The organism is Pseudooctadecabacter sp., from assembly GCF_020627745.1.
Taxonomy (GTDB): Bacteria; Pseudomonadota; Alphaproteobacteria; order Rhodobacterales; family Rhodobacteraceae; genus Octadecabacter.
This window is the reverse complement of the sequence record NZ_JAHDGE010000006.1, coordinates 19273-44700: the sequence shown is the minus strand read 5'-3', so window position 1 is coordinate 44700 and position 25428 is coordinate 19273. Positions and strand designations below refer to the sequence as shown.

The 25428-nt window shown below is 60.6% G+C and carries 34 protein-coding genes; 23 read left to right on the top strand and 11 right to left on the bottom strand.

The window, feature by feature from the left end:
• Positions 1–14 precede the first annotated feature (14 nt).
• From cobI to QZ653_RS04420, 4 genes are all read left to right on the top strand, one after another.
• Positions 15–716, top strand: a complete 702-nt coding sequence (gene cobI, locus QZ653_RS04435; protein ID WP_296417968.1) for a precorrin-2 C(20)-methyltransferase — start codon at positions 15–17, stop codon at positions 714–716.
• On the top strand, positions 707–2548 hold the full coding sequence (gene cobJ, locus QZ653_RS04430; protein ID WP_296417965.1) for a precorrin-3B C(17)-methyltransferase: 1842 nt from the start codon (positions 707–709) through the stop codon (positions 2546–2548). The genes cobI and cobJ overlap by 10 nt, the downstream gene beginning before the upstream one ends.
• Positions 2549–3316: a precorrin-4 C(11)-methyltransferase gene (gene cobM, locus QZ653_RS04425; protein WP_296417962.1), complete on the top strand. Its 768-nt coding sequence runs from the start codon at positions 2549–2551 to the stop codon at positions 3314–3316.
• Positions 3317–3410: 94 nt separating this feature from the next.
• Positions 3411–3758, top strand: coding sequence for a hypothetical protein (locus QZ653_RS04420; RefSeq protein ID WP_296417959.1), 348 nt, complete (start codon positions 3411–3413; stop codon positions 3756–3758).
• Between the two features lie 3 nt (positions 3759–3761).
• Here the strand turns inward: QZ653_RS04420 and QZ653_RS04415 are convergent, their stop codons facing one another.
• Positions 3762–4931, bottom strand: a complete 1170-nt coding sequence (locus QZ653_RS04415) for a MalY/PatB family protein (protein WP_296417958.1) — start codon at positions 4929–4931, stop codon at positions 3762–3764.
• A 93-nt stretch (positions 4932–5024) separates the two neighbouring features.
• Here QZ653_RS04415 and def (QZ653_RS04410) point away from each other — a divergent pair, with 93 nt between their 5' ends.
• Genes def (QZ653_RS04410) through fmt form a run of 4 tightly spaced genes read left to right on the top strand, consistent with a single transcriptional unit; the run spans position 5025 to position 7488 of the window.
• On the top strand, positions 5025–5552 hold the full coding sequence (gene def / locus QZ653_RS04410) for a peptide deformylase (RefSeq protein WP_296417956.1): 528 nt from the start codon (positions 5025–5027) through the stop codon (positions 5550–5552).
• Positions 5539–6033 (top strand): peptide deformylase, encoded by a 495-nt coding sequence (def, locus tag QZ653_RS04405; RefSeq protein WP_296417954.1) that lies wholly within the window; start codon positions 5539–5541, stop codon positions 6031–6033. Before def (QZ653_RS04410) ends, def (QZ653_RS04405) begins: the two co-directional genes overlap by 14 nt.
• Positions 6023–6520, top strand: coding sequence for a peptide deformylase (gene def, locus QZ653_RS04400; protein ID WP_296417952.1), 498 nt, complete (start codon positions 6023–6025; stop codon positions 6518–6520). Before def (QZ653_RS04405) ends, def (QZ653_RS04400) begins: the two co-directional genes overlap by 11 nt.
• Positions 6521–6579: 59 nt before the next feature.
• Positions 6580–7488: a methionyl-tRNA formyltransferase gene (gene fmt, locus QZ653_RS04395; protein WP_296417950.1), complete on the top strand. Its 909-nt coding sequence runs from the start codon at positions 6580–6582 to the stop codon at positions 7486–7488.
• Between the two features lie 2 nt (positions 7489–7490).
• Here the strand turns inward: fmt and QZ653_RS04390 are convergent, their stop codons facing one another.
• From QZ653_RS04390 to QZ653_RS04360, 7 genes are all read right to left on the bottom strand, one after another.
• On the bottom strand, positions 7491–8111 hold the full coding sequence (locus QZ653_RS04390; RefSeq protein ID WP_296417949.1) for a trimeric intracellular cation channel family protein: 621 nt from the start codon (positions 8109–8111) through the stop codon (positions 7491–7493).
• Positions 8108–8563, bottom strand: a complete 456-nt coding sequence (gene rnhA / locus QZ653_RS04385) for a ribonuclease HI (protein WP_296417947.1) — start codon at positions 8561–8563, stop codon at positions 8108–8110. Before rnhA ends, QZ653_RS04390 begins: the two co-directional genes overlap by 4 nt.
• Positions 8556–9158, bottom strand: coding sequence for a class I SAM-dependent DNA methyltransferase (locus QZ653_RS04380; RefSeq protein ID WP_296417945.1), 603 nt, complete (start codon positions 9156–9158; stop codon positions 8556–8558). Before QZ653_RS04380 ends, rnhA begins: the two co-directional genes overlap by 8 nt.
• Positions 9155–9616: a DUF3429 domain-containing protein gene (locus QZ653_RS04375; RefSeq protein ID WP_296418154.1), complete on the bottom strand. Its 462-nt coding sequence runs from the start codon at positions 9614–9616 to the stop codon at positions 9155–9157. The genes QZ653_RS04380 and QZ653_RS04375 overlap by 4 nt, the downstream gene beginning before the upstream one ends.
• Positions 9616–10071, bottom strand: a complete 456-nt coding sequence (locus QZ653_RS04370; RefSeq protein ID WP_296417943.1) for a YdeI/OmpD-associated family protein — start codon at positions 10069–10071, stop codon at positions 9616–9618. Before QZ653_RS04370 ends, QZ653_RS04375 begins: the two co-directional genes overlap by 1 nt.
• A 7-nt stretch (positions 10072–10078) precedes the next feature.
• On the bottom strand, positions 10079–11029 hold the full coding sequence (gene ispH / locus QZ653_RS04365; RefSeq protein WP_296417942.1) for a 4-hydroxy-3-methylbut-2-enyl diphosphate reductase: 951 nt from the start codon (positions 11027–11029) through the stop codon (positions 10079–10081).
• A gap of 98 nt (positions 11030–11127) precedes the next feature.
• The gene (locus tag QZ653_RS04360) at positions 11128–11706 is read right to left on the bottom strand and encodes an NYN domain-containing protein (protein ID WP_296417940.1); all 579 of its coding nucleotides are present in this window, start codon (positions 11704–11706) and stop codon (positions 11128–11130) included.
• Between the two features lie 91 nt (positions 11707–11797).
• Between QZ653_RS04360 and folK the strand changes: the two genes are divergently transcribed.
• From folK to recO, 14 genes are all read left to right on the top strand, one after another.
• On the top strand, positions 11798–12385 hold the full coding sequence (folK, locus tag QZ653_RS04355; protein ID WP_296417938.1) for a 2-amino-4-hydroxy-6-hydroxymethyldihydropteridine diphosphokinase: 588 nt from the start codon (positions 11798–11800) through the stop codon (positions 12383–12385).
• A 91-nt stretch (positions 12386–12476) separates the two neighbouring features.
• On the top strand, positions 12477–12839 hold the full coding sequence (rpoZ, locus tag QZ653_RS04350) for a DNA-directed RNA polymerase subunit omega (protein WP_296417936.1): 363 nt from the start codon (positions 12477–12479) through the stop codon (positions 12837–12839).
• 18 nt (positions 12840–12857) lie between these two features.
• On the top strand, positions 12858–14993 hold the full coding sequence (locus QZ653_RS04345) for a RelA/SpoT family protein (protein WP_296417935.1): 2136 nt from the start codon (positions 12858–12860) through the stop codon (positions 14991–14993).
• A 26-nt stretch (positions 14994–15019) separates the two neighbouring features.
• On the top strand, positions 15020–15676 hold the full coding sequence (locus QZ653_RS04340; RefSeq protein WP_296417933.1) for a DUF2062 domain-containing protein: 657 nt from the start codon (positions 15020–15022) through the stop codon (positions 15674–15676).
• A gap of 34 nt (positions 15677–15710) precedes the next feature.
• Positions 15711–16451: a pyridoxine 5'-phosphate synthase gene (locus tag QZ653_RS04335; protein WP_296417932.1), complete on the top strand. Its 741-nt coding sequence runs from the start codon at positions 15711–15713 to the stop codon at positions 16449–16451.
• Between the two features lie 36 nt (positions 16452–16487).
• The gene (locus QZ653_RS04330; RefSeq protein WP_296417930.1) at positions 16488–16952 is read left to right on the top strand and encodes a nucleoside deaminase; all 465 of its coding nucleotides are present in this window, start codon (positions 16488–16490) and stop codon (positions 16950–16952) included.
• Between the two features lie 9 nt (positions 16953–16961).
• Positions 16962–17264, top strand: a complete 303-nt coding sequence (locus QZ653_RS04325; protein WP_296417928.1) for a Dabb family protein — start codon at positions 16962–16964, stop codon at positions 17262–17264.
• A gap of 14 nt (positions 17265–17278) precedes the next feature.
• Entirely contained in the window at positions 17279–17734 is a 456-nt protein-coding gene (locus QZ653_RS04320; protein ID WP_296417927.1) for a hypothetical protein, read from the top strand.
• Positions 17731–18147 carry a holo-ACP synthase gene (gene acpS / locus QZ653_RS04315; RefSeq protein ID WP_296417925.1) on the top strand — a complete coding sequence of 139 codons (417 nt, stop codon included), beginning with the start codon at positions 17731–17733 and terminating at the stop codon, positions 18145–18147. The genes QZ653_RS04320 and acpS overlap by 4 nt, the downstream gene beginning before the upstream one ends.
• 63 nt (positions 18148–18210) lie before the next feature.
• Positions 18211–19029 (top strand): signal peptidase I, encoded by an 819-nt coding sequence (gene lepB, locus QZ653_RS04310; protein WP_296417922.1) that lies wholly within the window; start codon positions 18211–18213, stop codon positions 19027–19029.
• The gene (rnc, locus tag QZ653_RS04305; RefSeq protein WP_296417920.1) at positions 19026–19715 is read left to right on the top strand and encodes a ribonuclease III; all 690 of its coding nucleotides are present in this window, start codon (positions 19026–19028) and stop codon (positions 19713–19715) included. The genes lepB and rnc overlap by 4 nt, the downstream gene beginning before the upstream one ends.
• Positions 19712–20620 carry a GTPase Era gene (era, locus tag QZ653_RS04300; RefSeq protein WP_296417918.1) on the top strand — a complete coding sequence of 303 codons (909 nt, stop codon included), beginning with the start codon at positions 19712–19714 and terminating at the stop codon, positions 20618–20620. The genes rnc and era overlap by 4 nt, the downstream gene beginning before the upstream one ends.
• Positions 20621–20657: 37 nt before the next feature.
• The gene (locus QZ653_RS04295) at positions 20658–20990 is read left to right on the top strand and encodes a DUF1491 family protein (RefSeq protein WP_296417915.1); all 333 of its coding nucleotides are present in this window, start codon (positions 20658–20660) and stop codon (positions 20988–20990) included.
• 12 nt (positions 20991–21002) lie between these two features.
• Complete coding sequence (gene recO / locus QZ653_RS04290; RefSeq protein ID WP_296418152.1) at positions 21003–21728, top strand: DNA repair protein RecO; 726 nt, start codon at positions 21003–21005, stop codon at positions 21726–21728.
• On the opposite strand, the gene QZ653_RS04285 is transcribed toward recO, so the two are convergent.
• Both QZ653_RS04285 and QZ653_RS04280 read right to left on the bottom strand, forming a co-directional pair.
• Entirely contained in the window at positions 21725–22117 is a 393-nt protein-coding gene (locus tag QZ653_RS04285; RefSeq protein ID WP_296417913.1) for an META domain-containing protein, read from the bottom strand. The genes recO and QZ653_RS04285 overlap by 4 nt on opposite strands.
• A gap of 152 nt (positions 22118–22269) precedes the next feature.
• Positions 22270–23955 (bottom strand): acyl-CoA dehydrogenase family protein, encoded by a 1686-nt coding sequence (locus QZ653_RS04280; protein ID WP_296417911.1) that lies wholly within the window; start codon positions 23953–23955, stop codon positions 22270–22272.
• Between the two features lie 111 nt (positions 23956–24066).
• On the opposite strand from QZ653_RS04280, the gene QZ653_RS04275 reads away from it, so the two are divergent.
• Complete coding sequence (locus tag QZ653_RS04275; protein ID WP_296417909.1) at positions 24067–24876, top strand: sulfite exporter TauE/SafE family protein; 810 nt, start codon at positions 24067–24069, stop codon at positions 24874–24876.
• Here the strand turns inward: QZ653_RS04275 and QZ653_RS04270 are convergent.
• Complete coding sequence (locus QZ653_RS04270) at positions 24873–25421, bottom strand: DUF3859 domain-containing protein (RefSeq protein ID WP_296417907.1); 549 nt, start codon at positions 25419–25421, stop codon at positions 24873–24875. The two genes, QZ653_RS04275 and QZ653_RS04270, sit on opposite strands and share 4 nt — an antisense overlap.
• Positions 25422–25428 lie beyond the last annotated feature (7 nt).

Below are 25428 nucleotides of genomic sequence, written 5' to 3'. Positions count from 1 at the left end.
ACAGGGGACCCGTCATGAGCGGCAAGCTGATTGGCGTGGGGTTGGGGCCCGGTGATCCGGAATTGATCACCCTGAAAGCCGCGCGCGCGATTGAAGGAGCTTCGACCGTTGCCTATCCATCGCTTGCAGGCGGCGACAGTTTTGCGCGGTCCATCGCGGCAGATCTGATCCCCGCAAACGCGCGTGAAATCCGGCTGGATGTCCCCATGACCGTCGCCCGCGAACCTGCGCAGATAGCTTATGACGCCGGTGCGGCCGAGATTGCAAAGGTCCTGCGCAGCGGTGAAGACGTGGTGATGTTGTGCGAAGGGGACCCGTTTTTCTATGGGTCGTTCATGTACATCAACGCGCGCTTGGCACCTGAATTCAAGGTCGAGGTCATCCCTGGTGTCACCTCTGTCACGGCCTGCGCTGCGGTCTCCGGCCGCCCTCTTGTGGCGCGCAATGAACGGCTGACCGTCTTGCCTGGTCCCATGGATGAGGCCGAGTTGCGCGACAGGATTGCCGGGGCGGAGGCTGTGGCGATTATGAAGGTCGGACGACATTTGCCAAAGATACGCACGGTCATTGATACCCTCGGCCTGACGGCTCAGGCCACCTATATCGAACGGGCAACGCTGCCGCAGCAGGTTGTCCTGCCCTTGTCTGAGGCACCCGAGACGGCGCCCTATTTTTCAATGATCCTTCTGACGAAAGGGGCCGACCCGTGGCTGTAACACCTGTCATTCTTGCTTTGTCGAAATCCGGCGAAGCCACGGCACACCGCATTGCAGCCGCCCTGGGCGCGCCGGTTCATGGCCGCGAAGGTCGGGTGGATGTGGCGGATGCGGTCTTTGCAAATGCCCTGGATCACGCGCGCGATCTGTTTGCAGCTGGAACGCCGATTATCGGGGTCTGTGCCTCCGGCATTTTGATCCGTGGTGTGGCCCCGATGTTGGCTGACAAGACAACCGAACCGCCGGTCATTTCCGTGTCCGATGATGGGGGCGTTGTGGTGCCGTTGCTGGGCGGGCATCGTGGTGCCAACCGTCTGGCGCGCCAGATTTCGGAGGCGCTGGGGGGCACCGCTGCTGTCACCACGGCAGGCGATGTGGCACTGGGTGTGGCACTGGATGAGCCGCCCTTGGGCTACCGTTTGCAAAACCCGTCAGACGCCAAATCGGTGATGGCGCGGCTGTTGTCGGGTGGAGGGGTGACGTGGGACGGCCCTGCGATATTCGACACCGACCTGCCAGCGGGTGACGACGTCACCTTGCATGTCACAACCGCGCCCGCAGTCGGGTCCGAAACCGCGCTGGTCTATCACCCACAGACTTACACGCTGGGCCTTGGCTGTGCGCGCAACGCGGATGTCGACACGATGTGGCAGCATATCGAAAGCGTGCTGGCACAACATGCCATTGCCCCCGGCGCAATCGCATGTGTGGCCTCCATTGATCTGAAGGCGGATGAGCCTGCGATCATTGAGGCGGCCAGACGTCTTGGCGTTCCGCTGCGGGTGTTCGCGGCGGATGAATTGAAGGCCGAGGCCCCGCGTCTGGCCAATCCGTCAGATGTGGTTCTGGCCGAGGTTGGAACGCCCGGCGTGTCCGAGGCCGCAGCATTGGCGGCGGCGGGGGCGGATGCGACGCTCAGCATTCCGAAGACCAAAACCGCAACAACCACATGCGCGCTGGCATTGGCACCCGAACCGATTACCGCGCTGAATGGCCGGTCGCGGGGGCGCTTGTCCATCGTCGGGATCGGGCCGGGGCAGGCATCTTGGCGTACGCCCGAAGTGTCCAAACTTGTCGCAGATGCGGAAGAACTTGTGGGCTACGGATTGTATATTGATCTTTTGGGGCCGCTGGCCGCAGGGAAGACCCGCAGCGATTTCCCATTGGGCGGGGAAGAGGCCCGTTGCCGTTATGCGCTGGAACAGGCGGGGCAGGGCAAAAACGTGGCACTGGTCTGTTCGGGCGATGCGGGCATCTACGCGATGGGCGCGCTCGTGTTTGAACTTTTGGATCGTGGTCCCGACGAAGAGGGGGTCACGGACGCGGCCCGCAGGGTTGAGGTTGTCTGCTCCCCCGGTGTGTCCGCCCTGCAAGGGGCGGCGGCGCGGGCAGGTGCGCCTTTGGGGCATGACTTCTGCACCATCTCTCTCAGCGATCTTTTGACGCCGAGAGATGACATAATACGGCGTCTTTATGCGGCGGCGGAAGGTGACTTTGTCATCGCGTTCTACAACCCCGTCTCCAAAACCCGCCGCACGCTTCTGGCCGAAGCGCGGGATATCCTGCTGCAACATCGCCCCGTCGACACGCCTGTCATGTTGGCCACGAACCTCGGCCGGCCCACGGAACACGTGCGCTATCGTCGTCTTGCGGATTTGCAGGTGGATGAGGTCGATATGCTGACGGTGGTGCTGGTCGGATCGTCCAACACGCGACTGGCGCAACTGGGCGAGGGTCCGCGCATGTTCACCCCGCGCGGCTATGCCCGCAAGATTGATGGCGATCTGACTGCCAAACGCAATGACCCCTACCTTCCAGAAGAGGCTTCCTGAATGACCGTCTATTTTATCGGCGCAGGCCCCGGCGATCCGGAGCTTTTGACCCTCAAGGCGGCGCGCCTCATCAAGGCCTGTCCGGTGTGTCTATATGCGGGATCACTGGTGCCTGAGGATGTTGTTGCAATCGCGCCGGAGGGTGCGCTGGTGATGGACACGGCCCCGATGCATCTTGATGAAACCCATGCAGAAATCACCAAAGCCCATGCCAAGGGGCAGGATGTGGCACGGGTCCATTCCGGCGATCCATCGCTGTATGGCGCGATTGCCGAACAGATCCGCCGGTTGAAGGCGGATGGTATCCCGTATGAAATCATCCCCGGTGTTCCCGCCTACACCGCAGCGGCTGCAGCGTTGGGGCAGGAATTAACCGTGCCAGAGGTTGCGCAATCCATCGTCCTGACGCGCATGTCGATGAAATCAACGGGGATGCCTGCCGGTGAAACGTTGGAAAATTTTGGCCGCACCGGGACGACCCTTGCGATCCACCTTGGCATCCGCGCCCTGCGTGAGATTGAGCGTCAACTGGTGCCGCATTACGGTGAAGACTGCCCTGTCGCAGTGATCTACCGTGTTGGTTGGCCCGATCAGATGATCATTCGGGGCACATTGACCGACATCCGCGAAAAGGTCCGTGCGGCCAAGATCACGCGCACGGCGCTGATCCTGCTGGGGCCTGCTTTGTCGGACGAAAACGGCTTTCCGGACAGTGCCCTTTACGATGCCGCAAAGCCACATGTTTTGCGGCCAAAAGCCAAAGTGTAGGCTGCAGCATTTGACATAATAAAACTTAGATCAAAGTTAACTTGACGTTCACCACCCTTGGTCCATTTATGGTTCCATAGGAACGGAGACTGTCATGCTGGAATCGCTGCCGCCCTCAATCTGGAACGAGATACACGCCGCACAACGCAAGGCTGACCGTCGTCGGTCGCGTCTGCGGGTTGAGGCGAATGGCGACAGTTTTCGCATTTTGCGTATGACGTCCGAGGGGTTCGTGGTCGAGGCTGAAACAACGCCACGTCTGCGCGGCTTGGTGGACCTCTACGATGGCAGCCGTTTGCTCAGCCAGTGTCTGATCATGGCCGCGTCCCAAGATGGCGATGAGATGATTTACGATTTCAAACGCAACACGTCTGCCGCCGATGGCGCGCCGCTGGATTTCGAACGTCCTGACGATGCGCCAATTGCGTTGCTGGGCCGCTGAACCCTACTGCAAGTCACCGAATGCCTTGGCCAGCCGCGCCACGGCCTCGTCAATTTGCGCGCGCGGGGCGGCGAAGTTGAACCGCAGGAAATCATCCCCGCCGGTGCCGAAGGTGGGGCCATGGTTGACGGCGATCTTGGCGTCTTGCTGCACCCGCCGGGTGAATTCATCCCGTGACATGCCGGTGCCAGAAAAATCCACCCATGCCAGATACGTGGCCTCCAGCGGCATGGAGGCAAGGCCGGGAATGGCATTCACGCCTGCATCGAACGCCTTGCGATTTCCATCCAGATAGGCGCGTAGATCATCCACCCACGCGGCACCCTCGGGGGAATAGGCAGCCTCTGCCATGAACAGCCCGAAGGAGTTTGGCGACAGGCCAAGGGCCGCCATCCGCGCGCCGAACTGACGGCGCAGATCGGGGTCTTCGATGATGACATTGCCCGAATGGCTGCCCGCGATGTTGAAGGTCTTGGTGGTCGCCGTCATCGTGATCAGTCGGTCTTCGATCCCGTCGATATGGGCCATAGGCGTGTGCTTGTGACCGGGGAATGTCAGGTCATGATGGATCTCGTCGCTGACCAAAATCAGGTCGTGCCGTTTGGCAAAGGCCGCGACCGCGCGCAATTCGCCCTTTGTCCAGACGCGGCCGCCGGGGTTGTGGGGCGAACACAGGATGACCATGCGTTCATTGCCCGTCATCTGCGCGTCATAGGCATCAAAGTCGAATTCATACCGCCCGCCATCATTGGTCAGCTGACATTCAACGACCTCACGTCCTGCGGCGTTAATGACCTTGGCGAAGGCGTGGTAGACCGGTGTGAACAACACGACCCCATCACCGGGTGCTGTGAAGGCATCGACGCACATGGCCGTGCCGTTAACCAACCCGTGGGTGGTGAACACCCACTCCGGTTCGATCTTCCAGCCATGACGCGTGTCCATCCACCACTGGATCGCCGCCAGATATTTGCTGTCATCGCCGAAGTAACCATAGACGCCGTGATCATGCATCGCCTTGACCGCGTCTTGCACGCACTGCGGCGGGCGGAATTCCATATCGGCCACCCACATGGCGATCCCGTCGTTGGCATCCACGCCGTAGATCGGCTCCATCATATCCCATTTCACACAATGGGTGCCGCGCCGGTCGATGGGGGTGTCAAAGCTCATGTGGTGCCTCCTTGTTGTAACCCAAGCTAGCCGCACAGACGGCAGGTGCAACCCGTGTTGCGCACAGGCGGGGATCGTCCTACATCAGGCGCCATGACACGCCGCACGATCCTTATTCACCCCGACCCGCGCCTGAAGGCCAAGGCCGACCCCGTGACCTCTATTGATACGGAGGTGCGCAGGCTGGCCGATGATATGCTCGAAACCATGTATGACGCGCCGGGCATCGGTCTGGCCGCCCCGCAGGTCGGCGTGATGCACCGGATGCTGGTGATGGATTGCGTCAAGGATGAGGGAGAGGCCCCGCGCCCGATGGTCCTGATCAACCCCGAGGTTATCGCCACTTCGGACGCAAGGTCGATTTACGACGAAGGATGCCTGTCGATCCCCGATCAATACGCCGAAGTCGAACGCCCCGCACAGGTCAAGGTCCGCTGGACCGATCTGGACGGCAAAGAGGTGCAGGAGGATTTCGACGGTCTCTGGGCGACCTGCGTGCAGCACGAGATCGACCATCTGGATGGCAAACTGTTCATCGACTACCTTAAACCGCTGAAACGTCAGATGATCACGCGCAAGATGCAGAAACTGAAACGGGACATCGCACGTGGCAAAGCGTGAGGTCCGCATGTGGCCGGACCCCGTTTTGACGCAGGTCTGCGCGCCTGTGGACCTCGCAGACCCAAGCCTGCCAGCCCTGATCGAGGACCTGTTAGACACGATGTATCACGCCAAGGGTCGTGGCCTCGCCGCGCCGCAAATCGGTGTTTTGCAGCGGGTGTTCGTGGTCGACGTGACGTGGAAGGAAGGGCCCCCCGATCCGCGTGTTTTCATCAATCCCGAGGTTGTATCGACCAGCGACGCGGCCTCTGAGATGTCGGAGCAATGCCTGTCGATCCCCGATCTGCCCGTGTCTGTCACGCGCCCCGACCACATCCAGCTGCGCTGGAGTACCCGGGCCGGTGATCGCCGTGAGGCGGGGTTCGATGGTATTCTCGCGCGCTGTATCCTGCACGAATTCGATCATTTGAATGGCAAGGTCATACTTGATCACCAGCCTGCCCCCACTCGTGCCGATCTGGAGGCCCGCTATGCCCCATAGACCCTTCGTGCCTTATCCGGCCAAAGTGCTGCGCACCCCCGCCGCCGAAGTCGACGCCATCACAGACGATATCCGCGCCCTGTGGGATGAGATGATTGAGGCCATGGACGCCATGCCCGGTGTCGGCCTTGCGGCACCCCAATTGGGCGTCCCGTTGCGGGTGTGCGTGGTCGATGCATCCGACAAGCGCGGACAGGCTGTGCGCATGGCGAACCCCACGATCCTGCACGCCTCCGTCGAGTTGCGCGCCCATGAAGAAGCGTCGCCAAACCTGCCCGGTGTCTCTGCCGGACTTGAACGACCCCGCGCCGTGACAATCCGCTATCTGAATGAAGCTGGAGTTTACGACAGGCAGGATTTTGTGGGGCTTTGGGCCACGTCGGTGCAGCATCAGATCGATCATTTGAACGGCAAGATGTATTTTGACCGTCTGAGCCGGACAAAACGGGATATGTTGCTGAAAAAGGCGCGCAAACTGAACGGGTAGGGCTGTGGCCGACCGACCCTCCGGGGGGAGTTTTTGGGGGCCAGATGAAGGGGGACGCGATGCGCATTATCTTTATGGGAACGCCCGAATTTTCGGTGCCGGTTCTGGATGCACTTGTGGCGGCTGGCCATGACATTTGCGCTGTTTATTGCCAGCCCCCCCGTCCCGCCGGGCGCGGCAAGAAGGAGCGGCCGACGCCGGTGCATCAGCGGGCTGAGGCGCTGGGGCTTGAGGTGCGGCACCCGGTGTCTTTGAAGGGCGCGGACGAACAGGCAAAGCTGGCGGCATTGGGTGCGGATATCGCCGTTGTCGTGGCCTATGGGCTGATCTTGCCGCAGGCGGTTCTGGATGCGCCCGCGCGGGGGTGTTTGAACATCCACGCATCGCTTTTGCCACGGTGGCGGGGGGCGGCCCCTATTCACCGTGCGATCATGGCCGGGGATGCGCAGACCGGCGTCTGCATCATGCAGATGGATGCAGGTCTGGACACGGGGGATGTTCTTTTGCGCCGTGAGATCGCGATTGATGCCGGTGAAACAACGGGCGCATTGCATGACCGGTTGAGCGTTCTTGGGGCGAAAGCCATCGTCGATGCCTTGGCGGATCTGGACGCGTTGGCCGCCACGCCGCAGCCAGACGAGGGCGTGACCTATGCCCACAAGATCGACAAGGCCGAGGCGCGGATTGACTGGTCTGCGGATGCCACAACGGTGGCCCGTCTTATCAACGGTCTGTCGCCCTTTCCTGGGGCTTGGACAGACGCAGATGGTGAGCGATTGAAAGTATTGCAAGCACTGCCTGTTGAGGTGCCGTTGTCCGCAGGTCAGACGTCAATCGAAGGCGGTCAGTTGGTCGCGGGATGTGGTGAGGGGGCGGTGGAGATACTGCAGGCCCAGCGGCCCGGCAAGCGTGCGGCGGCCACGTCGGACCTGTTGAAAGGGTGGACGCCGCCCGTAGTGTTCATTTGATATTAGCGGCGGGGTGGGCGGCTCTTGTAGACGGGCAGCCGCCAGCCGAACGCCAGTGACCCCGCGCGCAGCCCGAAGGTCACCGCGGCGCAGCCGATCAACGCCAGCCCCAAAGGTTGCCCCAGTGACAATAGCGCCAGCGATGACGCGGCACCTGCCAGCGCGCAGGTCACGTAAAGTTCGCCTTGTTTGAGGACCAGCGGCACCTCGTTGCAGACAACATCGCGCATCAGCCCGCCGAAACACCCCGTGGCCACCCCCATGATCACAACAACCGGCCAAAGTGCATTCATGCCCAAAGCCGCCGCGACACCGGCGGGAACCGCTACGGCGAGGGCCACGGCATCCAGCCAAAAGATCGCCTTCAGGCGGGATTCCAGAAGGTGGGCGGTGAAGAAAACAAAGAACGCAGCCGCAGTTGCGACCATGATGAAAGACGGCTCCGCCACCCAGAACACACCCCGGTCGAGGATCACATCACGTACTGTGCCGCCGCCGACAGCCGTCAGGCAGGCCACAAAGACAAAGCCCACCAGATCAAGCTGGGCGCGGCTGGCGACAAGCGCGCCGGTCAGTGCGAAGATAAAGACCGACGCATAGTCCAGGACCGCAAGTGCAGTCACTTTGCAGCCTTGTAAGGGGCCATGCCTGCGCGGGCCAGTTCATCGGCCCGTTCGTTTTCGGGATGGCCTGCGTGACCTTTGACCCATTCCCACGTCACATCGTGGCGCGCGCGGGCTTCATCCAGACGTTGCCACAAATCAATGTTCTTGATCTCCCCGCCCTTCTTTTTCCAGCCCTTGGCCTTCCAGCTGTAGATCCACTTGGTGATCCCGTCTTTGACGTATGAGCTGTCGGTCACGACCGTCAGGGTGCTGGGCCCTGAGAGGGTTTCCAGCGCCGTGATTGCCGCAAGCAATTCCATCCGGTTGTTTGTGGTGCGGGCCTCTCCGCCGGACAATTCGCGTTCTTTGACGACAGTGTCGCCGTCGCGGGCGATCAGCAGGGCCCCCCAGCCGCCGGGGCCGGGATTGCCGGAACAGGCACCGTCTGTGTAGGCGTACAGATCAGCCATCCTTGCGTGCCATCATCACGACCCACGGGTCATCGGTGCCAGCCAGCCCGACCTCATGTCCTTCGTCGGTCGCCGTTACTGTCAGACCTGCATCGGCCAAAAGCCCCGCCAGTTCGTCGCGCTGAACGTAGCTGTACCGCCGGTCCAGCCCGTCACGGGCCATGCCGTCCCCGACTTTCATGCCGATATGGAAAATACCGTTCGTCTTGAGGGCCGTGGCGAGTGCGGAAAGGTACGTCGGCAGCCTGTCTTTAGGGGCATGCAGCAGGGAGAAATTCGCCCAGACGCCGTCATAGACCGCGACATCGGTCACATCGTCAAAGGTGCCCAGCCGCGCGGTGACGCCGTTCACCTCAGCCGCGACGCGCACCATTTCGCGCGAGGCATCCAAAGCGTCCACGTCGAAACCCGCCTCCATCATGAAACGCGATGCGTTGGCGGGGCCGCAGCCCAAATCCAACACGCGGCCCCCGTCCGCGACAGCATCCATAAACCGGCTGAGGTGCTTGCCCGGTGTGCCGCCGCTGTTGAAATGCGTGGCGTAGTCCTGCGCCTTGGCGTTGTAGACGGCGATTGTTTTGTCATCAGCACTCATAGGACCACCGGCAGCAGGCTGAGGATGACACCCACCGTCAGGATGGTGCGCAGGGTCATCCACCAACGCGGTGCCAGCCCCCATGTCCAGAATGCGTAATCAAGGACCAGCAAGGCCACAAAACCCGCAATCAGGTTCATACCTGCCGACACCGGTCCCCCACCGATCATGAAGAACGCCCAAAGCGCGGGCAGCACCGACAGGGCGTACCCCGTGGCGGCCTGACCGCCCTCAGCCTTGGTGGCAAAGCCCCACAGCACGCCGGACATGAAAGACAGGATCACGGTGCCATAGGCCAGCCCCACATAGGGCCCGATGAACCGTGGGCCGACCAGCCCCATGGTCCATTCCGCAGCCCCTTGGCTGTAGATCGTGATGGCACCCCAGATGAACGGCAGCAGGCCTGCCAGCCCGAGGATCAGGGCAGATTTGGGGATTTCCCTTACGCGGTCCAAGATCAAAGCTCCTTCACCTCTGCCAGTAATTTGGCGATCCGTTTGATGCGGGTCTCTGCCCGTTTGGCTGACGTCACCTGATACAACATCCCGCGTTGTTTGCCAGCGGTCAGCCCGCCCCATGTGTCGGTCAATCCGGCCGAGCGCAAGGCGTTGATCACATCGCTTGGCACATCTACCGCATCGTCGGGTGCGGCCCGCAGGCGGACCTCAATCCTCTCGCCCGGCTCAATCCCGATCTCACGCAGGACGGACTTGCCCGCGTAAAGAAAGACATCGTCGATGACCGGCGCTTTGGTCAGGGCCATGTTGATGGGGTGGTCGTTGATTTCGCCTTCGACGCGGCGTGTCGGGCCGAGTGCCTCAACGATGTCCGCTGGAATGCGTAGCACTGTATACGTGGCCTTGCCCCACTCCATCGGCTCAACCGCGCCTTCGAATGTGATGTAGTCGGTCACGGGCCCGTCAGGCCGGTTCACGTAGCACGCGCGGGACTTTGAATTCGACGTTCTCAACGGCGGTCTCCACCACCTCAACAGTCACATCATAGCGCGCCTTGAAGGCGTCGATGATCTCATTGATCAGCACTTCGGGGGCGGAGGCGCCTGCGGTGATGCCCAGCGATGAAATCCCCTCCAACGCGCGCCAGTCTATGTCTGTGTCGCGCATGACCAGTTGGGAATAATCGCAGCCCGCACGTCGGGCGACCTCAACCAACCGTTGGGAATTGGACGAATTCGGCGCGCCCACGACCAGCATCGCATCGCATTTCGGCGCGGCGGCCTTCACCGCCTCTTGGCGGTTGGTGGTGGCATAGCAGATGTCTTCCTTGTGCGGGCCAACGATCGCGGGGAACCGCGCGTTCAGGGCGGCCACGATGTCTGCTGTGTCATCGACGGAAAGCGTGGTTTGCGTCACAAAGGCCAGTTTATTAGGGTCGCGCACATCGACAGTGGCCACGTCCTCCACCGTTTCCACCAGCAACACATCGCCGTCCGGCAACTGTCCCATGGTGCCCACCGTTTCGGGGTGCCCCGCATGACCGATCATGATCATCTGCAAACCGTTGTCGGCATGGCGCTGGGCCTCGATATGGACCTTGCTGACCAGCGGACAGGTGGCGTCCACATAGACCATTTCGCGTTCAGCCGCCTTGGCAGGCACGGCCTTCGGCACGCCATGGGCGGAAAAGATCACAGGGCGGTCGTCAGGGCATTCATCCAGCTCTTCGACAAAGACCGCGCCCTTGTCGCGCAGATCATCGACCACGTATTTGTTGTGCACGATTTCATGACGCACATAGACGGGCGCGCCCCACTTTTCCAACGCCATCTCAACGATCTTGATGGCGCGGTCCACACCGGCACAAAACCCGCGCGGGGCGGCCAGATAAAGGGCGAGGGGGGGCTTGGTCATGGGCGTATCTCCGTTCCATGCCAACCTAAGCGCGGTGTGGCGTCTCGTCCAGACTGTCGCCCAAAGGAAACGGGCGCCCCGTCAGGGCGCCCGATCAGTTATTCTTCTTCTTCGTCGGCGCCGACCGGCTCTCGATCCGGACGCGGCTCACGCGGCGGGCGTCCGATCACGTCGCGCAATTCATCAAGTTCGATGAAGTTGTCACATTGGCGGCGCAGCTCATCCGCAATCATCGGCGGCTGGCTGCGAATAGTGGACACCACGGACACCCGCACGCCCTGACGTTGCAGGCTTTCGATCAGCGGGCGGAAATCGCCATCACCGCTGAAGATCACGATGTGATCCACGTGCGGCGCGAGTTCCATGGCATCCACGGCCAGTTCGATGTCCATATTGCCCTTGATCTTGCGCCGTCCCATGGAATCCGTAAATTCCTTGGCGGGTTTCGTGACCATCGTGAACCCGTTGTAGTTCAACCAGTCGACCAGTGGCCGGATGGGGGAATATTCGTCATTTTCCAACAGGGCGGTGTAGTAGAATGCGCGCAGCAATTTCCCGCGACGCATGAATTCCTGCCTGAGAAGCTTGTAATCGATGTCAAACCCGAGGGCTTTTCCGGCCGCATATAAATTCGACCCATCGATGAACAGCGCCAGGCGTTCATCCCGATAAAACATATCAATTTGTCCTTTCAAAACGGGCCCGACCAAGGAAATGTGTGTGAGTGGTTCATTGATCGGACGCACCCGAAAATAAGGGATTGCAAGGATGCTTCAAGGGGAAGAAACGGCGATTGGCGACATGACGCTTGTGGCGCTTGGCAGCAATGCGCCGTCGTCGGCAGGTGACGCAGCGGCAACTTTGACGGCGGCTTTGGCGCGGATGCAGGTGCTGTTCGGACCTTTGAAAATAAGCCCGTTTTACAAAACGCCAGCGTTCCCCGCAGGGGCGGGGCCGGATTTCGTCAACGCCGCATGTGGGTTTCAGACCGATCTGACGCCAACGGACTGTCTTGCGGCCCTGCACGGGATCGAGGCCGATTTTGGCCGGACGCGCGATATTCGTTGGGGCCAGCGCACCCTTGATCTGGATTTGATCGCACACGGCGCGATGATCGCCCCCGACAGGCCCACATGGGATCATTGGCAACAACTCGCGCCGGACCAGCAGGCCCTGACAGCGCCCGATCAGTTGATCCTGCCGCATCCGCGTCTTGCGGAGCGGGCTTTTGTCCTTGTTCCGCTGGCCGATGTGGCCCCGGACTGGACGCACCCGGTCATCGGGCGCACAGTTCGGCAAATGCGTGACGCCCGTCCGCAGGACGAACTGGCAACGGTGAAGGCCCTCAACGGCTAGGAAACCCTCAGGAATCGGGTTGTAATCCAGCTGTCAAGCCTTTATGAGCGCGGTTCTGATACCCTCGACGATTTATTGATTGGAGTGCCCCATGGCCCGCGTGACCGTTGAAGACTGCGTAGACAAGGTTCCAAACCGTTTTGAACTTGTGATGCTTGCGGCCCATCGCGCCCGCGAAATCTCCTCCGGTGGGGCGCTGACGGTCAACCGCGACAACGACAAGAACCCCGTCGTTGCCCTGCGCGAAATCGCCGACGAAACCCAGACAGCCGATGATCTGCGCGAACGCATGATCGAAGCGAACCAGACCCAGATCGAAGTGGACGAACCCGAAGAGGATTCCATGGCGCTGTTGATGGGTGGCGGTTCTGCCGAGGCGGACAAGCCTGCGGATGATGACATGAGCGAGGAAAAACTCCTTCGCGCGCTGATGGAAGCCCAAGGGCAGAAATAAAGGGATGGCGACACCGGCATGACAGCTGATGATCTGATCGCGCTGGTTCGCACCTACAACCCGAAAACGAATGCAAGAATGCTCGCCGATGCGTTTGTCTTCGGCGAGGACATGCACGACGGCCAGTTCCGTCATTCAGGTGAGCCGTACTTTACGCACCCCGTCGCTGTGGCCGGCATCCTTGCCGAACAGCAGATGGATGACGCCACCCTGATCACAGCGCTTTTGCACGACACGATTGAGGACACCAAGGCGTCTTACGCCGATGTGGAAAAACGGTTCAGTCGCGAGATTGCCGAACTTGTCGATGGCGTCACCAAGCTGACCAATCTTCAACTGTCGTCGTCCGAAACCAAACAAGCCGAAAATTTCCGAAAGTTGTTCATGGCCACGTCCCGCGATCTGCGTGTGACTTTGGTCAAACTGGCCGACCGTCTGCACAATATGCGCACGATCAAATCCATGCGCCCCGAAAAGCAGGCCCAAAAGGCGCGGGAGACCATGGACATCTACGCCCCGCTTGCGGGCCGCATGGGTATGCAGTGGATGCGCGAAGAACTTGAGGATCTGGCGTTCCGAGTCCTTAATCCCGAGGGCCGTAATTCCATCATCCGTCGTTTCATCACCTTGCAGCGCGAAACCGGTGACGTGGTCGAAAAGATCACGGTCGATATGGAACATGAGATGGATAAGGCCGGTATCGCCTGCGACATCTACGGACGCGCCAAAAAGCCCTATTCGATCTGGCGCAAGATGCAGGAAAAGCAGCAGGGCTTCAGCCGCTTGTCCGACATTTACGGGTTTCGCATCATCACCCAGACAGAGGCGGAGTGTTATGCCGCCCTTGGTGCCATTCACCAACGATGGTTCGCGGTTCCCGGACGGTTCAAAGACTATATCAGCCAGCCGAAATCCAACGGCTACCGCAGCCTGCACACCACCGTGTCAGGCCGCGACGGCAAACGGGTCGAGGTTCAGATCCGCACCGTCGAGATGCACGAAGTGGCCGAAGCCGGCGTTGCCGCGCATTGGTCCTACCGCGATGGTATCCGAACCGAAAACCGCTTTGCCGTCGATCCCGCGCGCTGGATCGCCCAGCTGACGGAACGATTGGACGAAGATCACGACCACGACGAATTCCTCGATATGGTCAAGCTTGAGATGTATCAGGACCAGGTGTTCTGTTTCACGCCCAAGGGTGACGTGATCAAACTGCCGCGCGGGGCGACGCCGATTGATTTCGCCTATGCGATCCATACGCGGATCGGTCATGCCTGTGTGGGTGCCAAGGTCGACGGGTTGCGCGTGCCGCTGTGGACGCGGCTGAAAAACGGCCAGTCGATTGAAGTGATCACCGCCGAAGGCCAGACACCACAGGCCACATGGATCGACATTGCCGTCACAGGCCGCGCCAAAACCGCCATCCGCCGCGCCCTGCGCGAAGAAGACCGCGAACGGTTTATCCGGCTGGGGCGCGAACTGGTCCGCGTCTCCTTTGAAAACGTCGGCAAAAAGGCGACGGACAAGGCGCTGCGCACCGCTGGCAAGGCGCTTGGGCTTGGCAATATCGATGACCTGCTGGAACGGGTCGGATCGGCTGAGATCACATCGCGGGATGTGGTGTCGGCCATCTACCCCGATCTTGTCAAATCTGTTGGCGCCGAGATCGAGGCGCGGCGCGCGGTCATCGGTCTGGACGCCGATCAGACCCACAGGCGTGCGCAGTGTTGCCAGCCCATTCCGGGCGAACGCATTGTGGGCATCACATACCGTGGTCAGGGCGTGGTCGTGCACGCGATTGACTGCGACGTGCTGGCCGATCTGGAAGACCAGACAGAACGTTGGATCGACCTGCATTGGCAGGAGGGGACCCATTCGGCCTCCAACACGATCACTCTGGATATGACCATCACGAACGACGCCGGTGTCTTGGGGCGTATCTGCACCTTGATCGGGGAGAACGATGCCAATATCTCCGATTTGCAGTTCATTGATCGCAAACCCGATTACTACAGACTGCTGATCGAGGTTGACCTGCGCGATGTGGAGCATATGCACATTGTCATGACGGCGCTCGAAGCGGACAGCAATGTTGCCACAATTGAACGGCATCGTGACCCCGACCGGGCCGGACAGGTCCAAAGACGCAGCTAACGCCCGAAGGGCAGGGACACTAACACGTGGTTTTCAGACGCAGAGACAGACGCCCCCTCTGGCGGGCCACGCTCGAGATGCTGTGGCCGCGTGGGGGCTGGGGCCGTGCGGCGCAATACGTCAAACACCGCGTGCGTCGTCTGCCCGACACACCCGAAAAGATCGCGCGCGGCATCTGGGCGGGCGTCTTTGCGTCCTTTACCCCGTTTTACGGGCTTCATTTCTTTATCGCGGCAGGCACGGCCAAAATCATGCGCGGCAACATCCTGGCCTCGCTGATGGCCACGTTTTTCGGCAATCCACTGACATACCTGCCGATCGCATGGTCGGCGCTGGCGACGGGTCACTGGTTGCTCGGAACACGGATGGACCGCGAATTGCTGGGCACCGAACGGGGTGGGGATTGCCGGATCGGATGCCAGTTCGGCAATGCGTTCGAGGACCTGTGGCAGAACTTCGTGGCAATCTTCACGCACGACCGGATGGATTGGCGCGGGTTGTCGAACTTCTACGAAGGCGTTTTCTACCCCTATATGATCGGTGGCATCATCCCCGGCATCATCGCCGCAAGCGTGTGCTACTACCTCAGCGTGCCGTTGATCCGCGCCTACCAGAACCACCGCCGCAAAATCCTGCGCGAAAAACTGGCGCAGTTGAAGAATCCGGCTGACGCGCAGGAATAGAATGCTAAGTTCAGTCCAGAAGGAGGGCTGACTTATGTCCAATTTACGTCTTGGGGTGAACATCGACCATGTGGCGACCGTGCGGAATGCGCGCGGCGGCGATACGCCAGATCCTGTCCGTGCCGCCAAACTGGCCGAAGAGGCGGGCGCTGATGGCATCACGGCCCACCTGCGCGAGGACCGACGCCATATCGGGGACGCGGACATCGACGCGCTGATGGATGCCCTGACGGTGCCGTTGAACTTTGAAATGGCCGCCACACCCGAAATGCAACAGATTGCCCTGCGTCATAAGCCCCATGCCGTTTGCATCGTTCCCGAAAAACGTGAGGAACGCACCACCGAAGGCGGGCTTGAGGTCGCGCGTGAGGAAAATGCCCTCGCCCATTACATCGCCCCCCTGCGTGAGGCGGGGTGCCGTGTGTCCATCTTCATCGCCGCCGACCGGCGCCAGATCGACGCGGCCAGCCGCATCGGTGCGCAGGTCATTGAACTGCACACCGGTGCCTATTGCGATGCCCACGCGGAAGGCGATTTCGCGACCCGCGATGCAGAGCTTGAAAAGATGCGTCAGATGTCCTCCTACGCACATACACTGGGGCTTGAGGTGCACGCGGGTCACGGGTTGACCTACGACACCGTCAAACCCGTCGCCGCCTTTCCCGAGGTGATGGAGCTGAACATCGGCCATTTTCTGATCGGCGAAGCGATTTTTCGCGGCCTGCCCGATGCCATTGGTGAAATGCGCCGCCTGATGAATGAAGCGCGGCCCTAACCTCGCCCTCAGCCGCGCGCGTCCTATGTCTGGGTGATGACACAACCGACCGATTTTGAACGCCGGATCATGGCCGAGATCAACCGCTGGGCCGCCCGGATCGGGGCGGATGAGGGCCCGCCTGCCTTCACGGCGGCCATCCTTCGGAACGGCGAGGAAATCACCCGCGGGCGCAATACCGCCCGTGTGGATGGCAACCCGACACATCATGCGGAAATTGTCACGATTGGGCAGGCCGCAGATGCACTTGGCACCCGCGATCTGTCCGGCTGCACGTTGCTGTCGTCCTGTCAGCCGTGTGAAATGTGTCTGGCCGCCATGCGCTGGGCCAAGATTGACCGTGTGATTTTTGGCGCACAGCAAACCGACATTGATGACCAGATGTTCCGGTTCCCCGGCCTGACCTTGCCAGATTTTCACCAAGCGTGCGGCGGATGTTTCGACTATGCAGGCGGGGTGCATGATGACATCGTGCTGCATCTGTACCGTTTGCAGGACTAGGAGAGATTGATGATCCTTCACGCCGTTTACCTGTCATTGGCCGAAGACGCCGATCCGGCGGAGTTGGCCGATGTCATGACCGGCCTCGCAGCGCTGACGGACCTCATAGAGACGTTCACGCATGGCCCCAATTTCGACGCAGAGGGCAAAACCCCGCAAAGCCACTACGGCTTTCATGCCACTTTTGCGGATCGGGCCGCACTTGAAAGATATGCCACCGATCCCCGCCATCAGGCCTTGGGCGCGCGCCTTGTCGCGCTGTGTGGTGGTGAAAACGGGATCACCGTGTATGATCTGGATTGTTCGAACTGATCAAAGGCCAGCCCATGCGCAGCGTCGCGACCCTTCTTGCCACCTTCGTGTCGACGGCATCCGCCGCGCAGATCGCCGTCCCCTGCGATTGGCAGGCCCGCGCGGATGCGATTGTCGAGCCGTGGGAGGATAACTCCGCCACATTTTCAAACGGCGCAGTCCGCGTGGCCCTGCTGGACACAATCGAACCGGCCGCCGCTGCTTTTCACCTTCTTGTGCTGCATCCACCCTTTGATGAGGTGGGCGGGCGCACCTGCACCACCGTGGGCCTTGATGAGGGGTTGGGCTACGCAGGACTGGTGTTTGAAGACCTCACATCGGATTACGATCCGGCGCGTGGTTTGGTCCTGACAATCCCTGCTATCATTTACCTGCCCGAGCAAAGTTTCCAGAACTCCGCCCTTCTGACCATCACTGTCAATCAGGCCACGGGTCAGGTGACGGTTGAACAGGCTTTGGGCGGCGAATGATCCTCGGCATCGGCACCGATCTGGCCAACATCGAACGGATTCAGGGCACACTGGACCGCTTCGGCGACAGATTTCGCAACAGGGTCTTCACCGAAACCGAACAACGCAAGGCCGAACGACGCCGCGACATCGCCGGCACCTATGCCAAACGCTGGGCCGCAAAAGAGGCCTGTTCAAAGGCGCTTGGCACAGGATTGCGCATGGGGATTTCGTGGAAAGACATGGCCGTCAGCAATCTGCGCACGGGCCAGCCCGTCATGGCAGTGACCGGCTGGGCGAAAGAGCGACTGGATCAGATGACCCCGGCAGGACATGAGGCGATCATTCACGTCACCCTGACGGATGATCACCCTTGGGCGCAGGCCTTTGTCGTCATCGAGGCACGTCCCGTCGCGTCCCAGACTTCGGGTTGACTCGACGCCATGGCACGCGCACATACCACCAAATTTAACGATGTATCAAAGTGAGGCCGCACCGTGTGGGCATCTATTAAAGAGACAGTGAAAACAGTTGTTTACGCGCTGCTGATTGCGGGCGTATTCCGCACGTTCCTGTTTCAGCCGTTCTGGATTCCGTCAGGGTCGATGAAGGAAACCCTGCTGGTCGGCGATTTTCTGTTCGTCAACAAGATGGCCTACGGTTATTCCTACGCATCCTGTCCGTCGATCATCATCCCTGCCGTCGGCCTTGATATTGATGCCGAGGATTTCTGCGGCGTGTTCAAGGGCGGCAATGACCGCCTGTTCGGGTCTGAACCGGACCGGGGCGATGTTGTGGTTTTTCGCCACCCTGTCACCGGACGCGACTTTATCAAACGGCTGATTGGCCTTCCCGGCGATACGATCCGCATGCAGGACGGCCAGATCATCCTGAACGGGGAAGCTGTGCCGCAACAGGCTGCGAACCTGTTTGTGGAACCCTTCGTGCGTCGCGGGCAGCCGCCTAATTTTCCGACCTGTTCCAACGGCACGGTGCCCATCGGCGAAGACTGTCTGAAACAGCGGTTCATCGAAACCTTGCCCGATGGCCGTCAGTATACGGTTCTGAACGTGGGCGACCGGCGGCTCGACGACACGGGCATTTTCACGGTGCCCGAAGGCCAGTATTTCTTCATGGGCGACAACCGTGACAATTCCTCCGACAGCCGCCGCGCGCAGACGGCCGGTGGCGTGGGGTTTGTGCCCTATGAAGACATCGTCGGCCGCGCGGACCGTATTATGTTCTCGTCTGCGGGCACGTCTCTTCTGGCGTTCTGGACATGGCGTGGCGACCGTTTCTTCAAGGGGATCGAGTGAAGCTCTCCGGCCCACTTCGCGACTTTCAGGACAGGCTGGGGCACAGCTTTGCCAAGCCGGAGCTGTTGATCCGTTCCGTCACGCACTCGTCCATGTCGTCCCCCCATCGCGATGACAACCAAAGGCTGGAATTTCTGGGCGACCGCGTGCTGGGGCTGGTCATGTCCGAGGCGCTGTTGAACGCCGATCCGAATGCTGCCGAAGGTCTGCTTGCCCCACGGTTTAACGCGCTGGTGCGCAAGGAAACCTGCGCGGATGTGGCCCGCCAGATTGATCTGGGGGCGGTCCTGAAACTGGGCCGATCCGAGATGCTGACCGGTGGCCGACGCAAAGAGGCGTTGCTGGCCGACGCGATGGAGGCCGTGATCGCCGCCGTCTATCTCGATGCCGGTTTTGACGCCGCCCGCGACCGGGTTATTGACCTGTGGGGCGACCGCATCACCAATGTCAAAGAGGACGCCCGCGATCCCAAAACCGCCTTGCAGGAATTTGCGCAGGGCCAAGGAATGCCGCCACCCACCTATGTGGAAATCGCCCGCGACGGGCCGGACCACGCGCCACTGTTTACGATTGAGGCACGCCTGAAATCAGGTGCCGCCGAACAGGCCCAAGCCTCCAGCAAACGTATGGCTGAACAATCCGCCGCGAAGGCCCTTCTGGCCCGCGTCACAGGAGACAAGACATGACCCAGCGCGCCGGATTTGCAGCCCTCATCGGGGAACCCAACGCGGGCAAGTCGACCCTGCTGAACCGCATGGTCGGGGCCAAGGTCAGCATCGTGACGCATAAGGTCCAGACCACGCGCGCACGTATCCGAGGCGTGGCCATCGAAGGCGACAGCCAGATCGTTTTCGTCGACACGCCCGGCCTGTTTCAGCCCAAACGCAGGCTGGACCGCGCCATGGTCGCTGCCGCTTGGGGCGGTGTCGCGGACGCCGATGTGGTCGTCTTGATGATCGAGGCGCATCGCGGTGTGACCAAGGGGGTTGAGGCGATCCTTGAACGGCTGGAAGATGTCGGCACGGGCCGGACGGTGGCCCTGGCGATCAACAAGATCGACCGCGTGGAAGCGCCTGTGTTGTTGGGGCTGACCAAAGATCTTAACGAACGGTTTTCATTTGCTGAGACGTTCCTGATTTCTGCCGAAAAGGGTCATGGCACCGACGATCTGCGCAAATGGCTGGCCGAACGGATGCCCGAAGAACCGTGGCTTTACCCCGAAGACCAGATCGCCGATTTGCCCATGCGTATGATCGCCGCAGAAATGACGCGCGAAAAGCTGACGTTGCGGCTGCATCAGGAATTGCCCTACCAGCTGACGGTCGAGACCGAGAATTGGGAAGAACGCAAAGACGGGTCCTGCAAAGTCGACCAGATTATCTACGTCATGCGCGACGGCCACAAAGGCATCGTGCTCGGCAACCGGGGTGAGACGATCAAAGCCATCAGCAAAGCCGCACGTGAGGAACTGGCCGAATTTCTGGGCCGCAAGGTGCACCTGTTCCTGCAAGTAAAAGTGCGACCGAACTGGCTGGAAGAGTCGGAGCGGTATTCCGAAATGGGCCTTGATTTCAAAGACGGCAATTCGTGAGACCGGGGGCCAAAATTCGCGAATTCTGGCGCGCGCCATGACGCCGCGGTTGACCACGGACATCTGGGTCAGCGCCTATCTGACACGGTTGCGTCTTGTGGACATTCCGGTGTTTGTGACCCGCAAAGGCGATGCGACCGCAGGCTCTGTTCTGGTGAAACTCAACACATTGGACGGACAGGCGCAGGCCTTCCAGCGCAGCTTTGATCTGACGACCGGAGACCGTGCCTGGGTGGTTCTGGCAGAAGGGGATGAGGGGGACGTAGATGCGTCACTCGCCAAACAATCGGGCTTTGATCCCGACCTTTGGATCATTGAGGTCGAGGACCGGCAGGGCCGTCATTTGCTAGATGACCCGTCGCTGTCCTAGACTGCTGTCATGATCGAATGGCGCGATGAAGGGGCCCTGTTAAAGGTCCGCAAACATGGTGAAAGCAGCGCCATCATTGAGGTGTTCACCCAGGCCCATGGCCGTGCCGCAGGGATCGTGCGCGGTGGCACCAGCCGCAAGATCGCCCCCATCCTCCAGCCCGGCGCACAGTTGGATGTGACATGGAAGGCGCGGCTTGAGGATCATTTGGGCAGCTTCACTGTCGAACCCATTCGCAGCCGCGCCGCACAGGTCATGTCTGACAGGGTGGCCTTGGCGGGGCTGAATGCGGTGACTTCGATCCTTTCCTTTGTTCTGCCTGAACGGGAGGATCATCCGCCCCTCTATACCCGGACGATCCAGCTGTTGGACCTGCTGGGTCAGGGTGAGGTTTGGCCGCTGGCCTATCTGCAATGGGAAGTCGCCTTGTTGGAGGAGTTGGGCTTTGGCCTGTCACTTGACACCTGTGCTGTCACGGGCGGGAATGACGAATTGATCTATGTCTCTCCGCGCACCGGCCGCGCTGTGGGCCGACATGCGGCAGGCGATTGGGCGGATAAATTGCTGCCGCTTCCACCTGTCCTGAAGGGCGAGGGGGATGCCGACATCGCAGAAATCCTGACGGCGTTGCGCACGACGGGGCATTTCCTGACCCGGCATCTGGTGCCTTCACTGGGCGACCGCAGCCTGCCCGAAGCCCGCGCGCGGCTTCTGGATAGTCTGGCGCGGCAGGTCTAGCGCGCTTCAAATATCAGCATCCGGCCCTCAGTGTCGGACAGGATCAGGATGGTGTCGGTAACTTCCGCGAGGGTCATGTTCTCCAAAAGGCGAAAATAGGCGGCTTCTTGCGGAAGGTGAGGGCAGGCACGGCGGGTTGATGCGATGGCGTCCACGTTGAACCATGGATAAGGCACGGTCTGCGACGCCATGTAGGCATTGCACGGCCCTTGCCCTGTCACACGTCCCTGTTCTGGAAATCGGATCGTGGCCGGGGCCACCGGGGTGACCCCATCCATTTCGATCAGATGATATGTTGCATCAGGGTCGGCATAACCGGACACAGTTTCGTCGGTCCCACACGCGTTAAGTGCAACAAGAGGGATGAGAAACGCAGCTGTCTTGATCATACGTCGTTCTACCGCAAACCACCCCGAAAGAGAACGCCTTGCCGATCCGGCGTCATCTGGTGGATAACTCAGGGGACCGTCGGGCAATCACCTGAGCCTGAATTTCGCGTGCCGGCGTCCAATCGGTCCACTGGACCGATTGCATGGCGGTATTAGAGGATGCGTCGCGCAATCACCTGAGCCTGAATCTCGCCGGCACCCTCAAAGATGTTGAGGATACGGGCGTCGCACAGGATGCGGCTGATCTTGTATTCCAAGGCAAAACCGTTGCCGCCATGAATTTGCAAGGCGTTGTCTGCCGCAGCCCACGCCACACGTGCGCCCAGCAATTTCGCCATCCCGGCCTCCACATCGCAGCGTCGCCCCTCGTCCTTCTCAAAGGCCGAGAAATACGTCAGCTGGCGTGCCACCATGATTTCCACCGCCATCATCGCCAGCTTGTTGGCCACACGGGGGAAATTGATCAGGGATTTGCCGAACTGCTTGCGGTCTTGTGCGTATTTCATGCCTTCGTCCAACGCAGAGCAAGCCACGCCAACGGCGCGCGCGGCGGTCTGGATGCGCGCGCTTTCAAAGGTCTCCATCAACTGTTTGAAGCCCTTGCCCTCTTCGCCGCCCAAAAGGTTCTCCCCCTTCACTTTGAAATCATCGAAGTTGAGGGTGTATTCCTTCATCCCGCGATAGCCCAAGACCTCAATCTCGCCACCGGAAATGCCGGGGTCCTGCCATGGTTCCGCATCGGTGCCCGGCGTCTTTTCTGCCAGAAACATCGACAGACCTTTGTAGTTGTCGGTGTCCGGCACAGTGCGCGCCAGCACGGTCATCACATGGGTGCGGGCCGCGTGGGTGATCCAGGTTTTGTTACCGTTGAGAACCCAATCGCCATTTTCATCTTTCACGGCCTTGGTGCGCAACGCACCCAGATCGGACCCGGTGTTGGGTTCGGTGAACACGGCTGTCGGGAGTGTTTCAGCGGAGGCCAGACGCGGCAGCCATTTCTGTTTCTGCTCTTCGGTGCCGCCTGCGATGATCAGTTCCGCCGCGATCTCGGACCGGGTGCCAAGGGAACCGACACCGATATAGCCACGCGACAATTCCTCGGACACCACACACATAGACGCTTTGGACAGCCCGAAGCCGCCGTATTCTTCGGGGATCGTCAGGCCAAAGACGCCCATTTCGGCCAGTTCGTCGATCACCTCCATGGGGATCAATTCGTCCTTGAGGTGCCATTCATGGGCCTCAGGTTCGATCCGGTCGACGGAATAGCGGCGGAACTGTTCGCGGATCATTTCCAGCTCGTCATCAAGGCCGGTGCGACCCACCGTGATTTCGGCGCTGCGTTCCTGCATAAGGTCCACCAGACGCAGACGGGCTGCCTGCGTGTTGCCCCCTTGGGTCAACGTCATGACGGCGGGTTCCATCATGGCGCGCATCTGGTCTTGGGTCAGTCCGATGTCCTGCAGGCGCAGGATTTCGCCCTGATTCATGGGGATGCCGCCGTAAATCTGCCAAAGGTATTCGCCAAAAGCGATCTGGTGGATCAGCTGTTCCACCTCTCCGAACTGGCCCTCCGCCTCCAGCTTCTCGGCCCACAGCTGCATCTGCGCCAGCGCTTCGACGTAAGTGGCAAGCCATGCCAACCCGTGGGTCGCCGTTTGTTCGGCCTCAACCAGACCGCCAGAGACGCGACCATCCGACATGACCTTGCTGCGCACGCAGTCTTTGGCGGCCTCAAGCAGACCGCGCAGAGGGGCAATCGCGGCCCCCGTCGTGGCCAGAAGGTCAGGCAAAAGGATTGTCTCGGGGTGGTTCAGGTCTTGTCCGTCGCGGGGCATGGCCGACTCCTTCATTGTGCAGTCGCAGAAATAGAACGTTCGCATCGGCAGCGCAATAATAATTCGCCAAATTATTTGCAGGCGAACAAATGTGTCGCAGGCAAATATGGGATGCGCTATCGCCGGGGGTCCGGTACACCCCGATATATGGACTTCGGCACTTTAGCAGACCTCAGCGGAATGGTCATCACCGCGTCTTTGTTGATCGGGTTTCTGGCCGGAATAGTGAAGGGTGCCATAGGCTTTGCCCTGCCGCTGATCATGATTTCCGGCCTCAGTTCCATAATGGATCCGCGTCTGGCCCTGGCCGGGCTGATCGTACCTGTCGTCGTGACCAACCTGTGGCAGATTTTCCGCGACGGGATCGCGCCGGTTCTGGCGGCGGTGCGGGATGTCTGGCGCTATGTCGTTATCGTCTGCCTGTCGATCCTCGTTTTCGCGCAACTGGTGCCGATGATCCCGCAACGGGTCTTCTATTTTCTACTGGGCGTCCCCGTCGTGATGCTCGCGGTTGTTCAACTGGCGGGGGTGCGTCTGACCATCCCGCCGCACCGGCGCGGCCCGGCTGAGGTGATCGCCGCCGCCATTTCAGGAATGCTGGGCGGGCTGGCCGGGACATGGGGCCCGACAACTGTGCTGTACCTGCTGGCGATCGAAACGCCCAAGGCAAAACAGATGGTCGTGCAAGGGGTCATTTACGGGTCCGGTGCGTTCATGCTGCTGTTCGCACATCTTTACAGTGGTATTCTGACCCCCGCGACGACGACATTTTCGGCTGTGTTGCTGCTTCCTGCCCTGCTGGGCATGTGGATCGGCTTCCGGCTTCAGGACCGTATGAATCAGGACAGCTTTCGTCGGGCGACCCTCGTGATGCTGGTCATCGGCGGGCTGAATTTGCTGCGCAAGGGTCTGTTCGGCTAACTCAAAAGGTCTTGATAGTCGCAGGCATTGGCAAGGTCCGGCACCAAAGCGGGGTCGACGACGGTGAAGGTGACTTCGTAAAGTGTGGCGACACCGGTGGTGGCTGTCATCGTCCAGTCCCCCAAGGCCAGTTCGTAGGTTTCATCGAACTGGTAAAAGGTGATGCCGGGGGCGTCCGTTGACCCTATGGATGTGACAAAGCTTTGCGTTGTGGCACCGGTGCCTTGGAACGGCGGATGTGTCACTGTCATCACCACGGCGTCCTGCGCGGCAAAACCCAGCCCTGCGCGCACGCCGAACCCGACGCCCAGAACGGCGGGCACTATGCGCCTGTCGCTGACAAATGGCGGGGCCTGATCGACCACATGGGTGGTGCCCGCGACGGTGCCGGGTGCGTCCCGTTGGCCGGTTGCCTCTGGCGCGCAAACCACGCCTGCCTCAAAGAACCCCAGCATCGGGGACACAAACTCAGACCCCTCTGCCAAAACAAGACCGCCCCAGCTGAGGGCCAGGGCGGTTGTGATGATCTGTGCGCGCATCTTCATCCGAGGA